This window comes from Halochromatium sp. NSM3, assembly GCF_059621085.1.
Genome location: NZ_JCAQIA010000001.1, coordinates 159793 through 176350, shown reverse-complemented (window position 1 = coordinate 176350; position 16558 = coordinate 159793). Strand labels below are relative to the sequence as shown.

The following is a 16558-nucleotide window of genomic DNA, read 5'->3' as shown; positions in this document are numbered from 1 at the left end:
CAACCTCAAACCATCGGCACCTGACGGATCAACCGCGCGACCAGCGCATCCGGCGTTAGCCCCTCGGTCTCAGCGGCATAGCTGAGCAGGATGCGATGGCGCAGCACATCGTAGGCGACCGCATGGCAGTCATCGGGCGTCACATAGTCACCGCCGCGCAGCCAGGCGCGCGCGCGGGCACAGCGATCCAGCGCGATGGTCGCGCGCGGGCTGGCGCCATAGTCGACCATGCGCGCGAGGCCCTGGTCGTAGGGTGCCGGGTTGCGGGTCGCCAGCACCAACTGCACCAGGTATTCCTCAAGATTGTCGGCCATGTGCAGGTTCATCACCTCGGCGCGCGCCGCGAAGACCTGCTCGCGGCTGATCACCGGCGGCGGTTCGGCCTGCTGGCGCAACTGCCCGCGCGCCTCGGCGCGGGCGATCGCGAGGATGCGGCGTTCGGTCTTCGGGTCCGGATAGTCGACTCGCGCCTGCATCAGGAACCGATCAAGCTGCGCCTCCGGCAGCGGATAGGTGCCCTCCTGCTCGATCGGATTCTGGGTCGCCATCACCAGGAACGGCTCCGGCAGCGGATAGGTGCGCCCGCCCACCGTGATCTGGCGCTCACCCATGGCCTCGAGCAGGGCCGACTGGACCTTGGCCGGTGCCCGGTTGACCTCATCGGCGAGCACCAGGTTATGGAACAACGGCCCGCGCTGGAACTGGAACTCGCCGGTCTCGGGCCGATAGATATCGGTGCCGGTGAGATCGCCCGGCAGCAGGTCCGGGGTGAACTGCACGCGCTGGAAATCGCCCTCGATGCGCCGCGCCAGCTCCTTGATCGCGGTGGTCTTGGCCAATCCCGGCGCGCCCTCGACCAGCAGATGACCATCGGCCAACAGCGCGATCAGCAAGCGCTCGATCAACCCCTCCTGGCCAACAATGCGCTCGCCTAGGTCGGCCCGGACCTGTGCAAACGCCTGCTGCGCCGCACTGCCTGCCGCCGATGCCCCATCGCTCATCGCCATCACCTGTTCTTCTGTTGCACAATCGAGTCGAGACCTGTCGGCAAGTAAGGATACGGGTTCAGCCCTTACCAGCAACCGAACCGAAGATTACCAACCGTTAAGATTTCGCCGTGCCCAAGGCAATTTCATCGGCGCCAAGGGTGGCGGTGATACCATCGACGCGCCCGAACGACTTGGAGCTTGACCATGGCGCCTGTTGACCCCCGCTGCGACCTCATCTACGCCATCGAACGCTGGAGCGAAGGCTATTTCGAGATCGGCCCCGGTGGCCATCTCTGCGCCCGGCCGCAGCCCGGCTCGGCGACACGCATCGACCTGGTCCAGCTCGCCGACAAGCTGCGCGATGCCGGACTCTCATTGCCGGTGCTGGTGCGCTTCGACGACATCCTGCGCCACCGCGTGCATCGGCTTCAAGGCGCCTTCGCCGCCGCCATCGCCGCGCACGGCTATCAAGGCACCTATCGGCCGGTCTACCCGATCAAGGTCAACCAGCAGCATAGTGTGGTGCGGGCCTTACTCAGCGCTGGCGGGCTTGGGCTCGAGGCCGGCAGCAAGCCGGAGTTGATGGCGGTACTGGCGCTGGTGCCGCCCGGCCAACCCGTCATCTGCAACGGCTACAAGGATCGCGAATACATCCGCCTGGCGCTGATCGGCCACCGCCTCGGACTCGAGGTCTATATCGTCATCGAAAAGCCCTCGGAGCTTGATCTGGTGTTGGAAGAGGCCGAACGGCTCGGGGTCGAGCCGGCCATCGGCGTGCGCATTCGCCTCGCCGCTGCGGCCGCTGGCAACTGGCAGAATAGCGGCGGCGACAAGGCCAAGTTTGGGCTCTCGGCGAGCCAGCTGCTAGCGTTGGTCGAGCGCCTGCGCACCGCCGATCGTCTGCACTGGCTGCGGCTGCTGCACGCGCACCTGGGCTCGCAGATCCCGAGCCTCGACGACATCTGCGCCGGCGTCGCCGAGCTAGGCCAGTTCTACGCCTCGCTGCATGCACTTGGCGCCCAGCCGCGCATCCTCGATCTCGGCGGTGGGCTCGGGGTCGACTACGAGGGCAGCCACACCCGCGCCTTCTGCTCGATGAACTACCGCGCCGAGGACTACGCCGAGGCCATCGTCACCACCCTGGCCAGGCTCTGCGCCGAACGGGCACTACCCGAGCCGGACCTGATCACCGAATCCGGCCGGGCGCTGACCGCCCATCATGCGGTACTGATCACCGATGTCGCTGATCGCGAGCGGGCGAGCGATGGCGTTCCAACCAACGGAACGCGCCTGTCGCTCGATCCGGCTTCATCGGCCGCGCCAACGGCGTCGCCCCCTCCGCCTAAACAGGACCATGATCCCCGCTCGCATCACGCGAACAGCGCACGGCAAGCAGCATCAGAAGCCGAACTAGAGCGCCTAGAGTGCGCGCTGCGCGAGGCCACCGAGGCCCCGGTCCTGGCCGTCTACGAGGAGGCCGCAGCCGCAGTCCAAAGGCTGCGCCAACGTTTCGCTGCCGGTCAGCTCGGCCAGCTCGGGTTGACCGCGCGCGCGCGCGCCGATGAGCTGTTCATCGCCTGCTGCCGCACCCTGCGCCCGCGCCTCTCGCACGCCAATCGCCGCCAGCGCGCGGTGCTCGAGCAGATCGACGCCCTGCTCGCCGACAAGCTATTCTGCAACTTCTCGCTGTTCCAGTCGCTGCCCGATGTCTGGGCCATCGATCAGATCTTCCCGATATGCCCGTTGCAGCGGCTCGACGAGGCACCGACCGAGCGCGGTGTAATCCATGACCTCACCTGCGACTCCGACGGCTGCATCGCGCACTATGTCGATCAAGACGGCATCGAGGCCAGCCTGCCGGTGCATACCTTCGATCCGCAACAGGAGACCTACCTGCTCGGCTTCTTCCTGGTCGGTGCCTATCAGGAGATCCTAGGCGACATGCACAACCTGTTCGGCGACACCGATGCGGTCGCGATCGAACTCGATCCCCAGCAACCCGAGGGCTGGCGCCTGCTCGAACTCGAGCATGGTGATTCGGCCGATGAACTCTTGGCCACGGTTCACTTCGAGCCGCGCGCGCTACTGGCCCAGTATCGCCGTCGCCTCGACAGCGCCGCGCTCGAGCGCGAGACGCGCGAACAGCTCTACTCCGAACTCAAGGCCGGGCTCTACGGCTACACCTATCTCGGGCGGCTGTAGTCAGCGAGATGCTGCCGTCAGTGTAAGGCGGTAGGGAGCTGGAGAGGGCAGCAGCCACTCGAGCAGCCGGATGATGCACAAGACGGCGCCGACCACCCGGAGGAGCTGGCAGTAGATCGCGGCGTGCGCTCGCCTGCTACAATTGTGGCACATGACCACTGGAGCCACAGCCATGAGCACATCGATCCGAATCGACGATCAGTTGTATGAAACCGCCAAGGTGCGCGCTAAAGCGGAGATGCGCTCCATCCCCCAACAAGTCGCCTATTGGGCCAAGATCGGTCGCGCAGCGCTCGATAACCCCGATCTGCCCATTGAGTTCGTGCGCGACACCTTGCAAGCCATGGAAGAAGAATCCGAGCGATTCGAACTACCAGACGCGCAAGACTGATGCAGATCAGGCTGCAACAGCGCCCATCCTTCAAACGGGTCTACAAAAAGCTCCACGCCAACCAGCGCGCTGCTGTCCACGCGGCCATTCGCGACATCCTCACCAATCCCCCCCTCGGTGAAGAGAAGCAGGGAGACCTCGCTGGTGTCAGGGTATTCAAATTCGACTGCGTCAATCAGCCGTTCCTACTGGCCTACTTGGCGAGTGAAACGACGCGCACCTTGCTCGCCATCGGCCCCCATGAAAACTTCTACCGAGACCTGAAGTGCTAGCCCATGCGCCCATTGGCCTACGCGCCCGTTGGCCTCAGAAGCAAGGCCTGCAACTGCTCGGGCGACTCAAGCAATGGGTTGTGGCCGACACTGGGTAAAAGATGCAACCGCAGCGCTGGCCGCCAGCGCCCGATTTCGCGCGCCAGCGTGCTGAACTTGCAATCCTCGGCGCCGGCGATCCAGTGCAGCTCGCCGGAATATTGGATGATCGTCTCGCGCATGGCTGGCATCTCGGCCAGCCCATGCACACGCAACGAGGCCGCGAGCCCTACTACAGGTTGGCTCAAGCGCTGTTCGCGTTGCCGTGCCAAGCGCGACGCTGGCACCGACGCCTGCGTTGCGAACAGCGGAAGGGCTTCCCAAGCATCGACGAAGGCAGCAATGCCTTGTTGCTTGAGCCGTTCGATCCAGCCTCGATCGGAGGCCCGGCGGCTCGCACGCGCCTGCGGATCGGCCAAACCGGGATGCGCGGATAGAATGATTGCGGTACGGAAACGCTCTGGCGCCAGTCGCAACAAGCCGAGCGCCAAACGACCACCGAGCGAATAGCCGACGATGCGATCGATCGAGGCCGGCAGAGCCGCGAGTAACCGGTGCAGTGCCTCATCGAAGGCACCGTCGGGCGCGACGCTGCCGCCATGTCCCGGCAGATCGACGGCCAAGGCTGGCTCCGTCTTCGGCCAGCAGTCGAGCCAATCCTCGGCCAGTCCGGTGAAGCCATGCAGCAACAGAGTGCGTGGCGACTTCTCGGCTGCGCGGGGACCATGAATCCCACGGAAGCCGTGGTCGGCTAGTGTAGAAAGCATTGCAGAGTGCGTCGCGGTATCAGCCTCAGTCGATTGCATCGGCATCTGCTCGCCTCGGTCGGCCTGTGGGATCCGTGATCTCCCCCGTGGTCTCGCCGGGCGCTTCCCAACTCGCGGGCAAAAAACCGCTTCCCGGCCGATCCGGCAACCGCATACGCCCCACCTTGATGACCGGTGCCGCGCCCAGATCGACTGCAAGCCAATCGCTGGTGGCAAGCCCGTGCGCGAGCGGCGAGCCGGTGGCGGCCGCGAGTTGAGCACTGCTCCAGAGTCCAGCGGCGGATTCGATCAGACTGGTGATCACCACCTCTAGGCCCACGGCCTGTGCCCGCCGCGCCAACGCCAAGGTCGGGCGCAGGCCACCGATGACCGCCGGTTTCAGCACTAGGCGGCGCAGCGGCAATCGCTCTGGAGCAAGCCGCCAGCCGCGCATTGGCAAGGATTCGTCAAACGCAAGCGCGATAGGAGTCCGCGCCTGCAAGGCGCGGAGCTGGGCATCCGTGGCGTCGGCGCAAGGCTCCTCAAAAGATTCGATCAGGCTCGCGACCGGCAGCAGATCGTCTAGCAGCTTGCGTGCTGTTGTCAGGCTCCAAGCACGGTTCGCATCCAGCCGCAATCGCGCACCGATTGGCAGCCGCGCGCAGAGACGCTGGATCGCTGCTAGCTCCCGATCGATGGGCGCCACCCCGACCTTGATCTTCAACACTCGAAAGCCTTCCGTCAGCGCCTGATTCAGCGCTTGGTCAAGCACTGCGGGAGGCACGTTGGCAACCGTGCCGAGAGCCGCGTTCAACTCGATCTCCAGGTTCGGCTTCAGCCCCGACGTTCTCAACCCATCCGTCTTCAGCTTTGGGCCTGAGATCAAACCCTGATGCCTCGAAGCCGACTGCTCGGGCTTATTCAGCATCGCCAGCGGCTTAGACAAGCTTAAGGCAACGCAATCTAGCCCATTGATCAGGGACTCACGCAGCGGAAGACCACAAAGACGCGCCGAAAGGTCCAGCAAGGCCACCTCCAGCGCGGCATCAGCGGCCGGCGTCGCCGATGGAATAGCGCCCTCGAGCACCTCGAGCTGTGTCTTCAGTGTGGAGCGGCTGTGATCCCTCAGCCAAATGGACAAACGCGCTGCAGCAGCCGTTGGCGTTTCGGTCCCAGCCTCCGGCAGCGGCGCGCAATCGCCATAGCCGTGGCACCCCTCGCAGCTCGCGCGCACCAGCCAACCCTCGCGCGCGTGGCGAATGCCATGCGCCGTGCGCCAAGGCCGGCGTAACGGCAGCCGATAAGGTGTTAGCCTGAGCTGCAACAGCATTGCTTTACGCAGTTAGATTGCTTCACGCAGTCAAATGGGACGCTGATCATCGCCCCCGTTCTAAAGGGGCCGCCGCCAAAGGCGTCGTTAGGCCCTGAGCAGCAATCCCACCCCGAGTAGTAGCGTCAGTACCAGCTGATACTGACCGGTGCGAGCCAACAGCTGATTCAGCGCGCGCCCCTCGCTGCGCCAGAGCTGGCGGATCAGCAGCGCGGCCAGCGGCAGTGCGAGTAGCAGTGGCCAGCCCTGCAGCGGCAGACTGCCCAGCATCAGCAGCGGGACCGGAATCAACAGCAACACCGCGTAGACGACGCGCGCCGCCGGCCGGCCAAGCAGATGGCAAAGGGTGCGCCGACCAGCGATGCGATCGGTCTCGAAATCGCGATAGTTGTTGAGCAGCAGCACCGCCGCAGCCGGCAGCCCGAGCGCGATGCCGAGGGTGATGGCCTGCGATGAGAGCGTCAACGTCTGCAGATAATAGGTACCGCCGACGGCGGCAACGCCGAAGAACGCGAGCACGAACAGCTCCCCATAGGGGCCATAGGCAATCGGCTTGGGACCGCTGGTGTAGGCATAGCCGGACGCGATCGCGGCAACACCGAGCGCGAAGATCGGCCAGCCACCGCGTAGCACCAGCAGCAGCCCGAGCAGAAAGCTGGTCAGGAACACCAGATGCGCGGCGCGTTTGACCTGCGCCGTGGTAAACCAGCCCTGCGCTGCGGCGCGTGGCGGTCCGAGTCGATCTGCGGTATCGGTGCCACGCTCGAAGTCGGCGGCATCGTTGTGCAGATTGGTGCCGATCTGGATACCAGCCGCCGCGAGCAGCGTCGCCAGCGCAGTGAAAAATGCCAACTGTCCGCTCTGGGCCACCGCCAGGAACAACCCCGCCAGCACCGGCGAGAGCGCCAGCGGCAGGGTGCGCGGCCGCGCCGCCTCGATCCAGCGACGCAATCGCTGGCTGGGGCTCGATGCACCGCTGGATGGCGCGGATTCGAGACTGATCGGGTCCATAGCGAATGCCTGCGGAGATCGAATCTGTTAGGGACGCCGCCGAAACGGACCAAAGTCCGGCGCGCGCTTTTCGAGAAAGGCATCGCGTCCCTCTTGCGCCTCGGCGGTCTGATAGAAGAGCCCGGTCGCGTTCCCGGCCAGCTCTTGGATGCCGGCTAGGCCATCGCTGTCGGCATTGAACGCGGCCTTGAGCAGACGCAACGCGGTCGGCGAGTGACGCAGCATCCGTCGACACCAGTCGATCGTGGTCGCCTCCAGCTCGGCGAGGGGCACCACCGTATTGACCAGCCCCATCCGCAGCGCCTCCTGGGCATCGTACTGACGGCACAGGAACCAGACCTCCTTGGCGCGCTTGAGGCCAATGGTGCGCGCCATCTGCCCAGCGCCGAAGCCGGCATCGAAGCTGCCGACCTTGGGCCCAGTCTGGCCAAAGCGGGCGTTCTCGGCGGCGATGGTCAGATCGCAGATCAGGTGCAGCACATGGCCGCCACCGATCGCGTAGCCGGCCACCATCGCCACCACCGGCTTCGGCAGCGTGCGGATCTGGCGCTGCAGCTCGAGGACGTTCAGATGCTCGGTGCCGGCCGCATCGCGGTAGCCGCCCTCGCCGCGGATGCGCTGATCACCACCGGAGCAGAACGCCAGCTCGCCGGCACCGGTGAGGATGATGACGCCCACCTCGGGGTCCAGATGGGCGCGATGGAAGGCATCGATCAGCTCGAGCACGGTCTCCGGGCGGAACGCATTGCGCACCTCGGGGCGATTGATGGTGAGCTTGGCGATGCCCTCGGCGCGATGCATCAGGATGTCCTGATAGCCGGGTTCGGTCTCCGCCGCCCAGGCGATCGGCCGGCGCTGTTCTTGCTCGTCGTTCATGCGTTATCTCTTGGTCAAGGCGCGCGATTGACGCCTCCGTGTCAACGATCCACGAAGGCCCGGGGTTTCTTGCACATCTGAACCGGTGCCGCGCTCGATTTGGTTGGCTGGCGCCTTGCCGGACAGGGCACCAAGCATCAGTCAGGCGCTTTGGGGAATGCGGCTGTTCGTACCTGCTCCCAGAAGGCCAGGTGCGCACGGCGACTGGCCTCGGGGTCGATCAGGCATTCGATCAGACCCGGTCCGAGCCCGACCTCGCCCAGGGCGCGCTCCAATTCATCGCCATTCTCGACCCGCCAGTGCCGCAAACCACCGAGCGCGGCCAGCGCTTGGAGGTCGAGCGCTTGCGGCGTCTGCCAGAGTCGCTCGTAATCGGGCAGTTCGCGCTGCGGCAGATAGTCGAAGATATGGCCGCCGCCATTATTCAGCACCAGCAGCGGACGGTCGAGCCGCGCCGCCAACAAGAGCCCGCTGAGATCGTGGCAGAGCGAAAGATCCCCCGCCAGCCCCCAGCACGGCAGCCCCGCCTGATTGAGTCCGGCCAGGGTCGAGAGATAGCCATCGATCCCACTCGCCCCGCGATTGCCGAGCAGTGTCACCTTCCGCCCGCCAGCGCGCCACCAGGTATCGAGCTGGCGGATCGGCATCGAATTGGCGCAGAACAGGGCCTCGCCGTCGGGGATCGCGGCTTTCAGTGCCTGGATCACCCGCACCTCGCTCCAGGGCCATGTCGGCGCCTGCTCAGCTTGATCAGCGCCAGCCTGTGCCGCCCTAATCACGTGGGCCGACTGTCCCGGTTGAGCCTCTTGATGCGCTTGTGCGAGGCTGGCGTCAACGAGTCGCCAAGCATGCTGCTCGGCAGCACGCCAACGCGCTAGCCAATCGTTGCGGGGCTTGACCAAACCCTGGACGCGAAGCGCATCGCAGACCGCTGCGGCCGGGTATTCGAGCTGGAGCAGCGCATCATGGCTCGGGTCGGACCAGACGCCGGCTTCGGAGACCAGGATCGATGGCACGCCCTCGAGCCATTGGCCGAGCACCTTCGAGACCGGCGCGCGCCCAATGCTCAGCACCCAGTCCGGGCGCAGCGCGCGCGCCACGTCTGGGTTGCGCAAGAAGGCATCATAGGCGCTGATGCGAGTCTCGGCGAGCGCGCCGCCGCGTAGCCCGGAGAGCGGATCGACGAGCACGGGCAGCGCCAGGGCTTTGGCGCAACACCAGAGCGCTTGCGACAGACTCGGCTGCGTGGCCATGCTGATTGGCGTGCGCGGCTCCGCGCCGGGGCCGCAAAGGATCAGGCCTCGGCCGGCCGGCCAATCGAGGAGCTTAACCTGCATTTTAACCGTGCCGAGGCCTGCCTGAGGCATCGGCTCAATAGTGTCGTTCGCCCTAACGCCCGGACCCGAGGCCCCAGGATCGCGGGGCTGTACCGTCGCTTCTGCTTGAGGATTCGATTGAGCGGCGATCACCCATTCAGCCAACGGCTCGGCGCAATCCGCCTCTGGCACCAACGGTTCGTCGAACGGCAGATTCAGATGCACCGGCTCCGGTCGCGTGCTGCTGCTGACCAGCGCCACGCGACGGCCCAGCGCGTACTGCGCCTTGAGCGCCGCTGGCGCCGCTTGGGGCAAGCCGGGATCATGGAAGGCGCGCACGAAGGCCCCGAAGAGCCGCGTCTGATCGATGGTCTGATTGGCCCCCCAGCCGTGCAGCCGTGGCGGGCGATCCGCCGACAGCAACAACAATGGCAACCCGGCCTCGGAAGCTTCGATCACGGCTGGATACCAATGCGCTGGCGCACTGCCCGAGGTTGCGAGCAGCGCCACCGGGCGCAGGGTCGCGCGCGCCAGTCCAAGCGCGAAAAAGGCGGCGCTGCGCTCGTCCAGGATCGGAGTCAAACGAAGCCGACCAGCGGCCTCGAGGCGCTGCGCGGCGATCAGCAGCGGCGTCGAGCGCGCGCCCGGCGAGAGCACCAGTTGCTCCAGCCCTGCCGCGACCATCCCCTCGAGCAACGCATAGGCCCAGCGCAGGTTGAGGCAGCCGGCCGACATATTCGATACCGCATGCGCGGCTGGCGCATCGCTCGGACTGGCGGCTGCGGCCGCCGCCGTGCTAGAGGAATCCGCCGTGCTGGAGATAGCCGCATCCGTTGGGATTGGCGGTTGCCGCGCTGACTGGCTCATGCGTACTGCAATGCACTGAGCATGGCGCGCAGCTTGGCCTCGGTCTCATCCCACTCGGTCGCGGGCTCGGAGCCGGCGACGATGCCCGCGCCCGCGTAGAGTTCGGCGCGGTTGCCACAGATGCGCGCGCAGCGCAGCAGCACCCACAGCTCACCACTGAGATCGGGCTCCAAGGTGCCAGCGGCACCGGTGTACCAGCCGCGCTCGAACGGCTCGCCCTGCCTTAGCCAAGCGCTCGCGCCATGTCGAGGTTGGCCGTTGGTCGCTGGTGTGGGATGCAGACGTTCGGCCAACTCGAAAATATCGACCCCAGCCTCGGCACGGGCGCGGATCGGGCTCCAAAGATGCTGGGCATTGCTCAGCTGCATCAGCTGCGGCTCAGCCGGAGCCCGGATGTCGCTACAACAAGGCTGCAATGCCTCGCGGATCGCATCGATCACGAACCGATGCTCACGCAGATTCTTGTCCGATGCCCGCAACGCCTTGCCAAGGGCCGCATCGGTGGCGGTATCCTCGTCGCGATCTGCGGTGCCGGCAATCGCATCGACCTCGAGCGAGCGGCCCTGCTGTCTGAGCAGACGCTCCGGCGTCGCGGCGATGAAGCTCGAGCCATGCCGACGCAGGTTGACAACCTGACAGGAGGGAAACAAACAGCTCAGCGCACCGAGCAGCCGATCGACATCGAAACCGCAGGTACCGGTCACATCCAGGCGCCGCGACAGCACCACCTTCTGCAGTGAGCCGTCGTCGATCGCCCGCAGCGCCGCACCGACCAGCTCCGCCCAACCCGACTGATCCGGTTCGGCGAACTCGCGGCTGAGACGCGCCGCCATGCGCGGCCCTTCGACCGGGCGATAGAGCGATGGCACCAGCGCATCGAGGGCCGCGCCCCAGCGCTCCAGCAGGGCCTCGGGCGTGCTCGGGCGGGGCGCCGAGAGCACCAGCGCGGCCGTGCCCTCGCTGGCCCGCACACCGATCTCGGGCACCCAGAGCAGCGCATTCGGCAGATGATCCTCGATCATCGGCGACGGATCGGGGCTGGCCGCGAAACCGAGCATGGCAAAGGCCTCGAAGCCGGTCTCGTCGGGATCGGCCCGATACCAGCGGGCACGCAGTGCTCGCCCCGAAGCGGCCAGATGGCGCAGCCGATCAGCGCCTTCCGCGCGCCATTCGGCGGCCGTGCCATAGCCGGTGCGCAGCTCGTCCCGGTGCACATGTCGAAATTGGAACTGCGCCCCGGCGAGCTGCGGCAGCGAGCTGGGCACCCGCGGGAGCGCGAGCAGCAGCGAGACCAGACCCTGCCCCGTATCCTCGCCCGCATCCTCACCGGCACCTCGCGCCGAGGCGAGCGGCAGGCTCTCGATGCCCTCGGCGAGCCTGGCCTTCAGTTGCTCGAGCACTTGCCGTGGAGCGAGCACGTCAACGCGCGTCCTGAGGTTGGGCACGGCTTGGCATGAGCCGCCATGCCGCGTTGGCCGGGGCAAGCTGGCGCTGGAACCAGAACCGCGTGCGGCGCAACGCCTGCCGCCCTGGCCTCAACCCTGCTCCGCCCAAAAGGCATCCAGCGCCGCGACGCAATCGGCGGTGCGCTCCCAGTGCGGAATACCCAGCGTCGGCTCGATGCGCACCGCTTTCCAGTTCGGAAGACTAGCGACGACCGAGGGCAGCAGATCGAAGCCAACATTGGCATCGCGATCATAAAGCACGAGCACCGGCACCTGGATCTTGTCGTACAGCGTCTCGGTCGCGTCTCGGGTAAATAGCTGACCGGCGAGGAAACGATAGGGCGCATGCCGCGCGCCGGGCTGGTGCGAGGTCGCATAGGCGTAATCGACCATCGCCTCCGGCGGCTCGCCCACATAGCTGCGCTGCAAGAAGTAGCGGATGCTCGCACGCTTGGTGAGCAACTGATACAGCCCCTGGCCGAGTCCGGGCAGGGTGAAGACCCCATGCATCGCCCGGCCGACGCCGCCGGAGGGCAGCTTGCGCGCGCTAAAGCCGGTCGGCGAGAGCAGGGTCAGGCTCAGGAAGCGCTCGCTGGCGCTCAGCGCGGCGCGCGCGGCAAATTCGCTGCTGAGCGAGAAGGCGATCACATGCGCCGGCTTCTGCACCACGTTGGTCAAGAAGGCGTTGATCGCGTTGGCATAGAGTTCCGGCGAGTAGGGCCGATCGCTGCGGTCGGAGAAGCCGAAGCCGGGCAGCTCGGGCACATAGACCCGGCGAGTGGCGCAATAGTGATCGTAGAGCGGCTTCATCTCGAAGGCGCTCGGGGCGGCGTTGATGCTGTGCAGCAGCACCAAGGGCTGGCCGTCCTCGGGCCCGCCGACGTAATAACTGATCTCTTTCAGATGCGAGGTTGCAAAGCAATCGCGCGTGGCCTCCAAGGCCTCGGGCAGTTCGACCTGCCGGCGCATCGGTGCCTCGTCGCCCCTTCTGTGCTGGCCGAAGCCGTCATCGACACGCGCTCCCGTGACTACGGACATGGGATTCACCTAATACTTTAGAGTAGCGGAAGTTTCCAGAAGCAGCCCTTCAAGGCCGGTTCGACCAAGCGTGCCGGGCGCGGATTCAGTCGCGTGCGAACGGCGCCGATCCCTCATCGGCGACCTCGACCAAGACCTCATTGCGGCGCAAGAACCCAGGCACGAAGGGGGCATTGTAGCGCGCGAAGATCGGCGCGCCGATGATTGTTGCGCCGCTCGCCGCGAGCGCCTCCAAGAGCGCGGCCTCCTGCTCACGGTAACGCGCCTCGTCCCAACCGCCGCGATAGCGCCGGACGGCCATCAATCGCGTCGGTAGCCGCTGTAGCGAGACCCGCTCGTCGACCGGCGCCGGCAGGTAGGACAGTGGATATTCCTTCGGCATGACGAACTGGACTCGCCAGGCCCGCTCCGCCGCTGTCGCTGTGAGCGCGGATGCAGACGCCTCATCCAGCGGCTGCTGATTGACTGGCGCCATCATCGGCAGGTTGCGCTCGCCGCGATTGCCCCCCTGGATGTAGCCGACGAGCGGCTCGAAGGCATGCTTGCTGGCGTGCTCGAAGTCGGCGCTGACCTGGACCTGGGCGACAGTGAAGGGTGGGTAGCGGCGCAGCTCGAAACCCTCGCCCTCGGCGACGACCTCGAAATCGGGCTCTGGCAATGAGACGAGCGCAATGGCTATCATCACCAACGGGATCAGGGCCGCGATCGCGATCAGCACTTTGCGTGTCATGTCAAGCTTCAAACCGGTCTGTCAACGAGCTGACCGGCGATTCAACCATGCCGAGGGCGCGCGTGCGTTGTCCACCGTCAAACGGGCGCGGGCCGCGCGCCTGCTGATCGGTGCGCGAGACAAAAAAACGGCCGCTGCAACGGAGGGGTTCCGTCGAGGCGGCCGAAGAGGCTTGCTGCCCAGAAACAGGTGTGATTCGTGCCGGTTATTGATCTTGCGGTGTAGTCGCGATGATCCCCTCATCGCGCGCCATGCGGGTCTTGGACGAGGCTCGATCATCATGTGAGACCAAACCGATCAAAAAGCCTCCGCTCAGCAAAGCAAGAAGCAAACCACTGACCGTCAACGCATCGAAACTCATAATGACTACCTCCGTTTCTTGCATTTGAAGAGATGCTCGACGTCCTTGTCGCGGACCCCGGCGCTTAGCAGTGAGTATCGCCGCAGCCAACGTCCAGCGTATTTCAGCATATACTTATGCTGTTACAGTGTGTAACAACAAGCCCCAGAGAACACCCCGGAATTGGCCATGAACAGCGACGACCTAAGCGCGAAGACGCAGGTACTCGTCGTGGACGACGATGCCTCGCTGCGCGAATTGCTCCAGGACTATCTGCAGCGCGAAGGCTTCAAGGTCAGCGGTGTTGCAGATGGCGTCGCCATGTTCGCGTGGCTCGGTGAGCGCGAGCCGGACATCATCATCCTCGACCTGATGCTCCCCGGCGATGATGGCCTGACCCTCGCCCGGCGTCTGCGTCAAAAGACCCAGGTGCCGATCATCATGCTCTCGGCGCGCGGCGATGAGATCGATCGTATCGTGGGTCTCGAGGTCGGCGCCGATGACTACCTGGCCAAGCCTTTTAACCCGCGCGAGCTGCTCGCGCGCATTCGCGCCGTGTTACGCCGCCCCGCCCACAACGGCAGCGATGGCGCGGGCGCCAGCCAGGTCAGCTTTGGACCCTATCGCCTCGAGCTGGCCAGCCGCCGGCTGATCCGTGACGGCGAGAGCGTGGCCCTCACCGGCAGTGAATTCGATCTCTTGCGCATCTTCGTCGAGTATCCCAATCGGGTGCTCGACCGCGATCGCTTGCTCGATCTGCTCAAGGGCTACGAGCGCAACCCGTTCGACCGCAGCATTGATGTTCAGGTCGCTCGCTTGCGGGCCAAGATCGAGCCAGAGAAGAAGACCCCCTGCTATATCCGCACCGTGTGGGGTCGCGGTTACATCTTCACGCCTGCGGGCGAAATCTAAGCCCTGGTGATGCGCCTGCGTCTGCCGCTCGGCTCGCTCTTCACGCGCGTGCTGCTGACCTTGGTGCTGAGCTTCGGCAGCTTTGCGCTGATCACCTTCGGCTCCGCGCTCTACTACGTGCTCTACCCGGTGGTGCAGCGCTCCACCGCCGATCTGGCCGCCTTCATGGAACTCTCCGCGCGCACCCTGGCCCTGCTTCCGGAACCGGCGCAACAGGATTATCAAGCCAAACTGCTTGATGAGTATCAGGTACGGCTGCTGAGCGGCTTGGAGCCGCCGCAGGGGCTCGACGACTATTTCTATCCCTATGTCTTCCGCTTGAGCCAGGCGCTGAGCCGGCGCATGGAGCAACCGGTCCACATGAAGAGCAACCTGATCGACGGTCGTCGCTGGTTCTGGGTCGATCTGCAGACCGCCTCGGGGACCGTCTGGGCCGGCATCCCGCGCGATCGCATCGGTACCCGCCCAATGATCGGCGTGGTCGTCATCTGCGCGCTCGCGGTCTTGCTGGTGCTACTCACCGCCACCATCCTGGCCAGACGCGTCACCGCTCCGCTGACGCGACTCTCGCAGGCCGCCGAGGAGGTCGCCAAGGGCCGCTCGCCGCAGCCCTTGGCCGAAAGCGGCCCGCGCGAGCTGGCCAACCTGGCGCGCCAGTTCAACGAGACCAGTCAGCAGGTGCGAGAGTTGCTGGCCGACCGCACCGTGCTCCTCGCGGGTATCTCGCATGATCTGCGCACCCCGCTGACCCGGCTGCGGCTCGCGCTCGAGATGCTGCCCGAGGAGACCGATCCCGCGCTCCGTGCCCGCATGCAACGCGATATCGAGGAGATGAGCGCGCAGATCGGTCAGGCCGTCGAACTCGGCGGCACGCTTGGCGCCGGCGAGCGCCACCGCGAAGACCTGACACAGCTCATCGGCGAGGTGGTCGGAAGCCGACCACGCATCCTGTGGCGCCCGCTCGGTCGCTGTATGCACTCGGTCAACGCGCAGGCACTCAGGCGTATCCTCGGCAATCTGATCGAGAACGCATTGCGCTACAGCAACGGCACCGTCGAGATCCGTCTCGACTGCCGCCACCAGACACCGGCGTTGTTCGTGCTTGATCGTGGCCCCGGCATCCCGGACGACGAGCGCGAGGCCGTATTCCGACCCTTCTACCGGCTCGAACGCTCACGCAACCGCAACACCGGTGGTTCCGGGCTCGGCCTCGCGGTCGCGCGCCAGCTCGCCATTGCCAATGAGATGGAGATCGAACTCGCGAATCGCGACGACGGCGGCCTGATCGCCAGCATTCGGCTGCCCATGCCCCACGCTGGCGACGACACCGAGGCTGTGCACTAACGCGGGCGATCGTCGTTCACGCGGTCGTTCACGCGGGGCACCGGATCGCACCGCCCGATGCGCCACGGCGCTGGAGGGACATCGTTCCCGGCTCAGGGTCGGCGACATCCACAGTTGACGCACCGAGCCACGACACCTAGATTCAGCGAGGCGTGCGTGCTAGTTCATGAGCACACGCAAGCCCCCGATCCGATCGAGCGCCCCTCCAGAGGCGTCCGCCAGAGGAGTTGAGACCAATGCTACAAGCGGGTGACCAGGCCCCCGAGTTCTCCCTGCCCGATGCCGACATGGAGCGCGTCAAGAGCGCCGATCTGTTGCGCGAGTGCAGCCTCGTGCTCTGCTTCTATCCCAAGGACGACACCCCGGGCTGCACCATGGAGGCGCTCGAGTTCACCGATCTACAGCCCGAGTTCGAGGCCTGTGGTGCTACCATCGTCGGCATCAGCCGCGACACCTGCGCCAGCCACGGCGCCTTTCGCGACAAATACGGCCTCACCATGCGCCTGCTCGCCGACACCGATGGTGAGGTCTGCCAAGCCTATGGCGTGCTCCGCGAGAAGGAGAAAAATGGCCAACGCCTACTAGGCATTGCCCGCACCACCTTCATCATCGACCGCGACGGCATCATTCAATATGCCCTCTATGATGTGGTGCCCAAGGGGCACGCACGGCGGATGTTGGAATTGGTCCAGAATACTTTGGCGCCTTAA

The 16558-nt window shown here is 65.7% G+C and carries 16 protein-coding genes; 6 read left to right on the top strand and 10 right to left on the bottom strand.

Annotated elements, in window-relative coordinates:
* Nucleotides 1–5: 5 nt before the first annotated feature.
* On the bottom strand, nucleotides 6–1001 hold the full coding sequence (locus tag AC54T3_RS00890) for an AAA family ATPase (RefSeq protein ID WP_496621588.1): 996 nt from the start codon (nucleotides 999–1001) through the stop codon (nucleotides 6–8).
* A gap of 192 nt (nucleotides 1002–1193) precedes the next feature.
* On the opposite strand from AC54T3_RS00890, the gene speA reads away from it, so the two are divergent.
* From speA to AC54T3_RS00875, 3 genes are all read left to right on the top strand, one after another.
* Entirely contained in the window at nucleotides 1194–3191 is a 1998-nt protein-coding gene (gene speA, locus AC54T3_RS00885) for a biosynthetic arginine decarboxylase (protein WP_496621587.1), read from the top strand.
* A gap of 172 nt (nucleotides 3192–3363) precedes the next feature.
* Complete coding sequence (locus tag AC54T3_RS00880; protein ID WP_496621586.1) at nucleotides 3364–3582, top strand: TA system antitoxin ParD family protein; 219 nt, start codon at nucleotides 3364–3366, stop codon at nucleotides 3580–3582.
* The gene (locus tag AC54T3_RS00875; RefSeq protein WP_496621585.1) at nucleotides 3582–3854 is read left to right on the top strand and encodes a type II toxin-antitoxin system RelE/ParE family toxin; all 273 of its coding nucleotides are present in this window, start codon (nucleotides 3582–3584) and stop codon (nucleotides 3852–3854) included. The genes AC54T3_RS00880 and AC54T3_RS00875 overlap by 1 nt, the downstream gene beginning before the upstream one ends.
* Before the next feature lie 17 nt (nucleotides 3855–3871).
* Here the strand turns inward: AC54T3_RS00875 and AC54T3_RS00870 are convergent, their stop codons facing one another.
* From AC54T3_RS00870 to AC54T3_RS00830, 9 genes are all read right to left on the bottom strand, one after another.
* On the bottom strand, nucleotides 3872–4660 hold the full coding sequence (locus tag AC54T3_RS00870) for an alpha/beta fold hydrolase (protein ID WP_496621584.1): 789 nt from the start codon (nucleotides 4658–4660) through the stop codon (nucleotides 3872–3874).
* 25 nt (nucleotides 4661–4685) lie between these two features.
* Complete coding sequence (locus AC54T3_RS00865) at nucleotides 4686–5969, bottom strand: mandelate racemase/muconate lactonizing enzyme family protein (protein ID WP_496621583.1); 1284 nt, start codon at nucleotides 5967–5969, stop codon at nucleotides 4686–4688.
* A gap of 87 nt (nucleotides 5970–6056) precedes the next feature.
* On the bottom strand, nucleotides 6057–6980 hold the full coding sequence (menA, locus tag AC54T3_RS00860) for a 1,4-dihydroxy-2-naphthoate octaprenyltransferase (protein ID WP_496621582.1): 924 nt from the start codon (nucleotides 6978–6980) through the stop codon (nucleotides 6057–6059).
* Nucleotides 6981–7007: 27 nt separating this feature from the next.
* On the bottom strand, nucleotides 7008–7856 hold the full coding sequence (menB, locus tag AC54T3_RS00855; protein ID WP_496621581.1) for a 1,4-dihydroxy-2-naphthoyl-CoA synthase: 849 nt from the start codon (nucleotides 7854–7856) through the stop codon (nucleotides 7008–7010).
* 137 nt (nucleotides 7857–7993) lie between these two features.
* Entirely contained in the window at nucleotides 7994–10039 is a 2046-nt protein-coding gene (gene menD / locus AC54T3_RS00850) for a 2-succinyl-5-enolpyruvyl-6-hydroxy-3-cyclohexene-1-carboxylic-acid synthase (protein ID WP_496621580.1), read from the bottom strand.
* Entirely contained in the window at nucleotides 10036–11484 is a 1449-nt protein-coding gene (locus tag AC54T3_RS00845) for an isochorismate synthase (protein WP_496621579.1), read from the bottom strand. Before AC54T3_RS00845 ends, menD begins: the two co-directional genes overlap by 4 nt.
* A gap of 90 nt (nucleotides 11485–11574) precedes the next feature.
* Nucleotides 11575–12522 (bottom strand): alpha/beta fold hydrolase, encoded by a 948-nt coding sequence (locus AC54T3_RS00840; protein ID WP_496621578.1) that lies wholly within the window; start codon nucleotides 12520–12522, stop codon nucleotides 11575–11577.
* A gap of 85 nt (nucleotides 12523–12607) precedes the next feature.
* A complete protein-coding gene (locus tag AC54T3_RS00835) occupies nucleotides 12608–13252 on the bottom strand; it encodes an SOUL family heme-binding protein (protein ID WP_496621577.1) in 645 nt (214 codons plus the stop codon).
* Nucleotides 13253–13457: 205 nt separating this feature from the next.
* Nucleotides 13458–13613: a hypothetical protein gene (locus AC54T3_RS00830; RefSeq protein WP_496621576.1), complete on the bottom strand. Its 156-nt coding sequence runs from the start codon at nucleotides 13611–13613 to the stop codon at nucleotides 13458–13460.
* 168 nt (nucleotides 13614–13781) lie between these two features.
* Between AC54T3_RS00830 and AC54T3_RS00825 the strand changes: the two genes are divergently transcribed.
* The 3 genes from AC54T3_RS00825 (at nucleotide 13782) to AC54T3_RS00815 (ending at nucleotide 16558) form a co-directional block, all read left to right on the top strand.
* The gene (locus AC54T3_RS00825; RefSeq protein ID WP_496621575.1) at nucleotides 13782–14504 is read left to right on the top strand and encodes a response regulator; all 723 of its coding nucleotides are present in this window, start codon (nucleotides 13782–13784) and stop codon (nucleotides 14502–14504) included.
* 9 nt (nucleotides 14505–14513) lie between these two features.
* A complete protein-coding gene (locus tag AC54T3_RS00820; RefSeq protein ID WP_496621574.1) occupies nucleotides 14514–15848 on the top strand; it encodes an ATP-binding protein in 1335 nt (444 codons plus the stop codon).
* Between the two features lie 236 nt (nucleotides 15849–16084).
* A complete protein-coding gene (locus AC54T3_RS00815) occupies nucleotides 16085–16558 on the top strand; it encodes a peroxiredoxin (protein WP_496621573.1) in 474 nt (157 codons plus the stop codon).

Bases quoted from the DNA above. Each gene is read 5' to 3' on its own strand.
- AC54T3_RS00890 (WP_496621588.1), bottom strand. From the start codon at position 1,001: ATGAGCGATGGGGCATCGGCGGCAGGCAGTGCGGCGCAGCAGGCGTTT.
- speA (WP_496621587.1), top strand. From the start codon at position 1,194: ATGGCGCCTGTTGACCCCCGCTGCGACCTCATCTACGCCATCGAACGC.
- AC54T3_RS00880 (WP_496621586.1), top strand. From the start codon at position 3,364: ATGAGCACATCGATCCGAATCGACGATCAGTTGTATGAAACCGCCAAG.
- AC54T3_RS00875 (WP_496621585.1), top strand. From the start codon at position 3,582: ATGCAGATCAGGCTGCAACAGCGCCCATCCTTCAAACGGGTCTACAAA.
- AC54T3_RS00870 (WP_496621584.1), bottom strand. From the start codon at position 4,660: ATGCTTTCTACACTAGCCGACCACGGCTTCCGTGGGATTCATGGTCCC.
- AC54T3_RS00865 (WP_496621583.1), bottom strand. From the start codon at position 5,969: ATGCTGTTGCAGCTCAGGCTAACACCTTATCGGCTGCCGTTACGCCGG.
- menA (WP_496621582.1), bottom strand. From the start codon at position 6,980: ATGGACCCGATCAGTCTCGAATCCGCGCCATCCAGCGGTGCATCGAGC.
- menB (WP_496621581.1), bottom strand. From the start codon at position 7,856: ATGAACGACGAGCAAGAACAGCGCCGGCCGATCGCCTGGGCGGCGGAG.
- menD (WP_496621580.1), bottom strand. From the start codon at position 10,039: ATGAGCCAGTCAGCGCGGCAACCGCCAATCCCAACGGATGCGGCTATC.
- AC54T3_RS00840 (WP_496621578.1), bottom strand. From the start codon at position 12,522: ATGTCCGTAGTCACGGGAGCGCGTGTCGATGACGGCTTCGGCCAGCAC.
- AC54T3_RS00835 (WP_496621577.1), bottom strand. From the start codon at position 13,252: ATGACACGCAAAGTGCTGATCGCGATCGCGGCCCTGATCCCGTTGGTG.
- AC54T3_RS00830 (WP_496621576.1), bottom strand. From the start codon at position 13,613: ATGAGTTTCGATGCGTTGACGGTCAGTGGTTTGCTTCTTGCTTTGCTG.
- AC54T3_RS00825 (WP_496621575.1), top strand. From the start codon at position 13,782: ATGAACAGCGACGACCTAAGCGCGAAGACGCAGGTACTCGTCGTGGAC.
- AC54T3_RS00820 (WP_496621574.1), top strand. From the start codon at position 14,514: ATGCGCCTGCGTCTGCCGCTCGGCTCGCTCTTCACGCGCGTGCTGCTG.
- AC54T3_RS00815 (WP_496621573.1), top strand. From the start codon at position 16,085: ATGCTACAAGCGGGTGACCAGGCCCCCGAGTTCTCCCTGCCCGATGCC.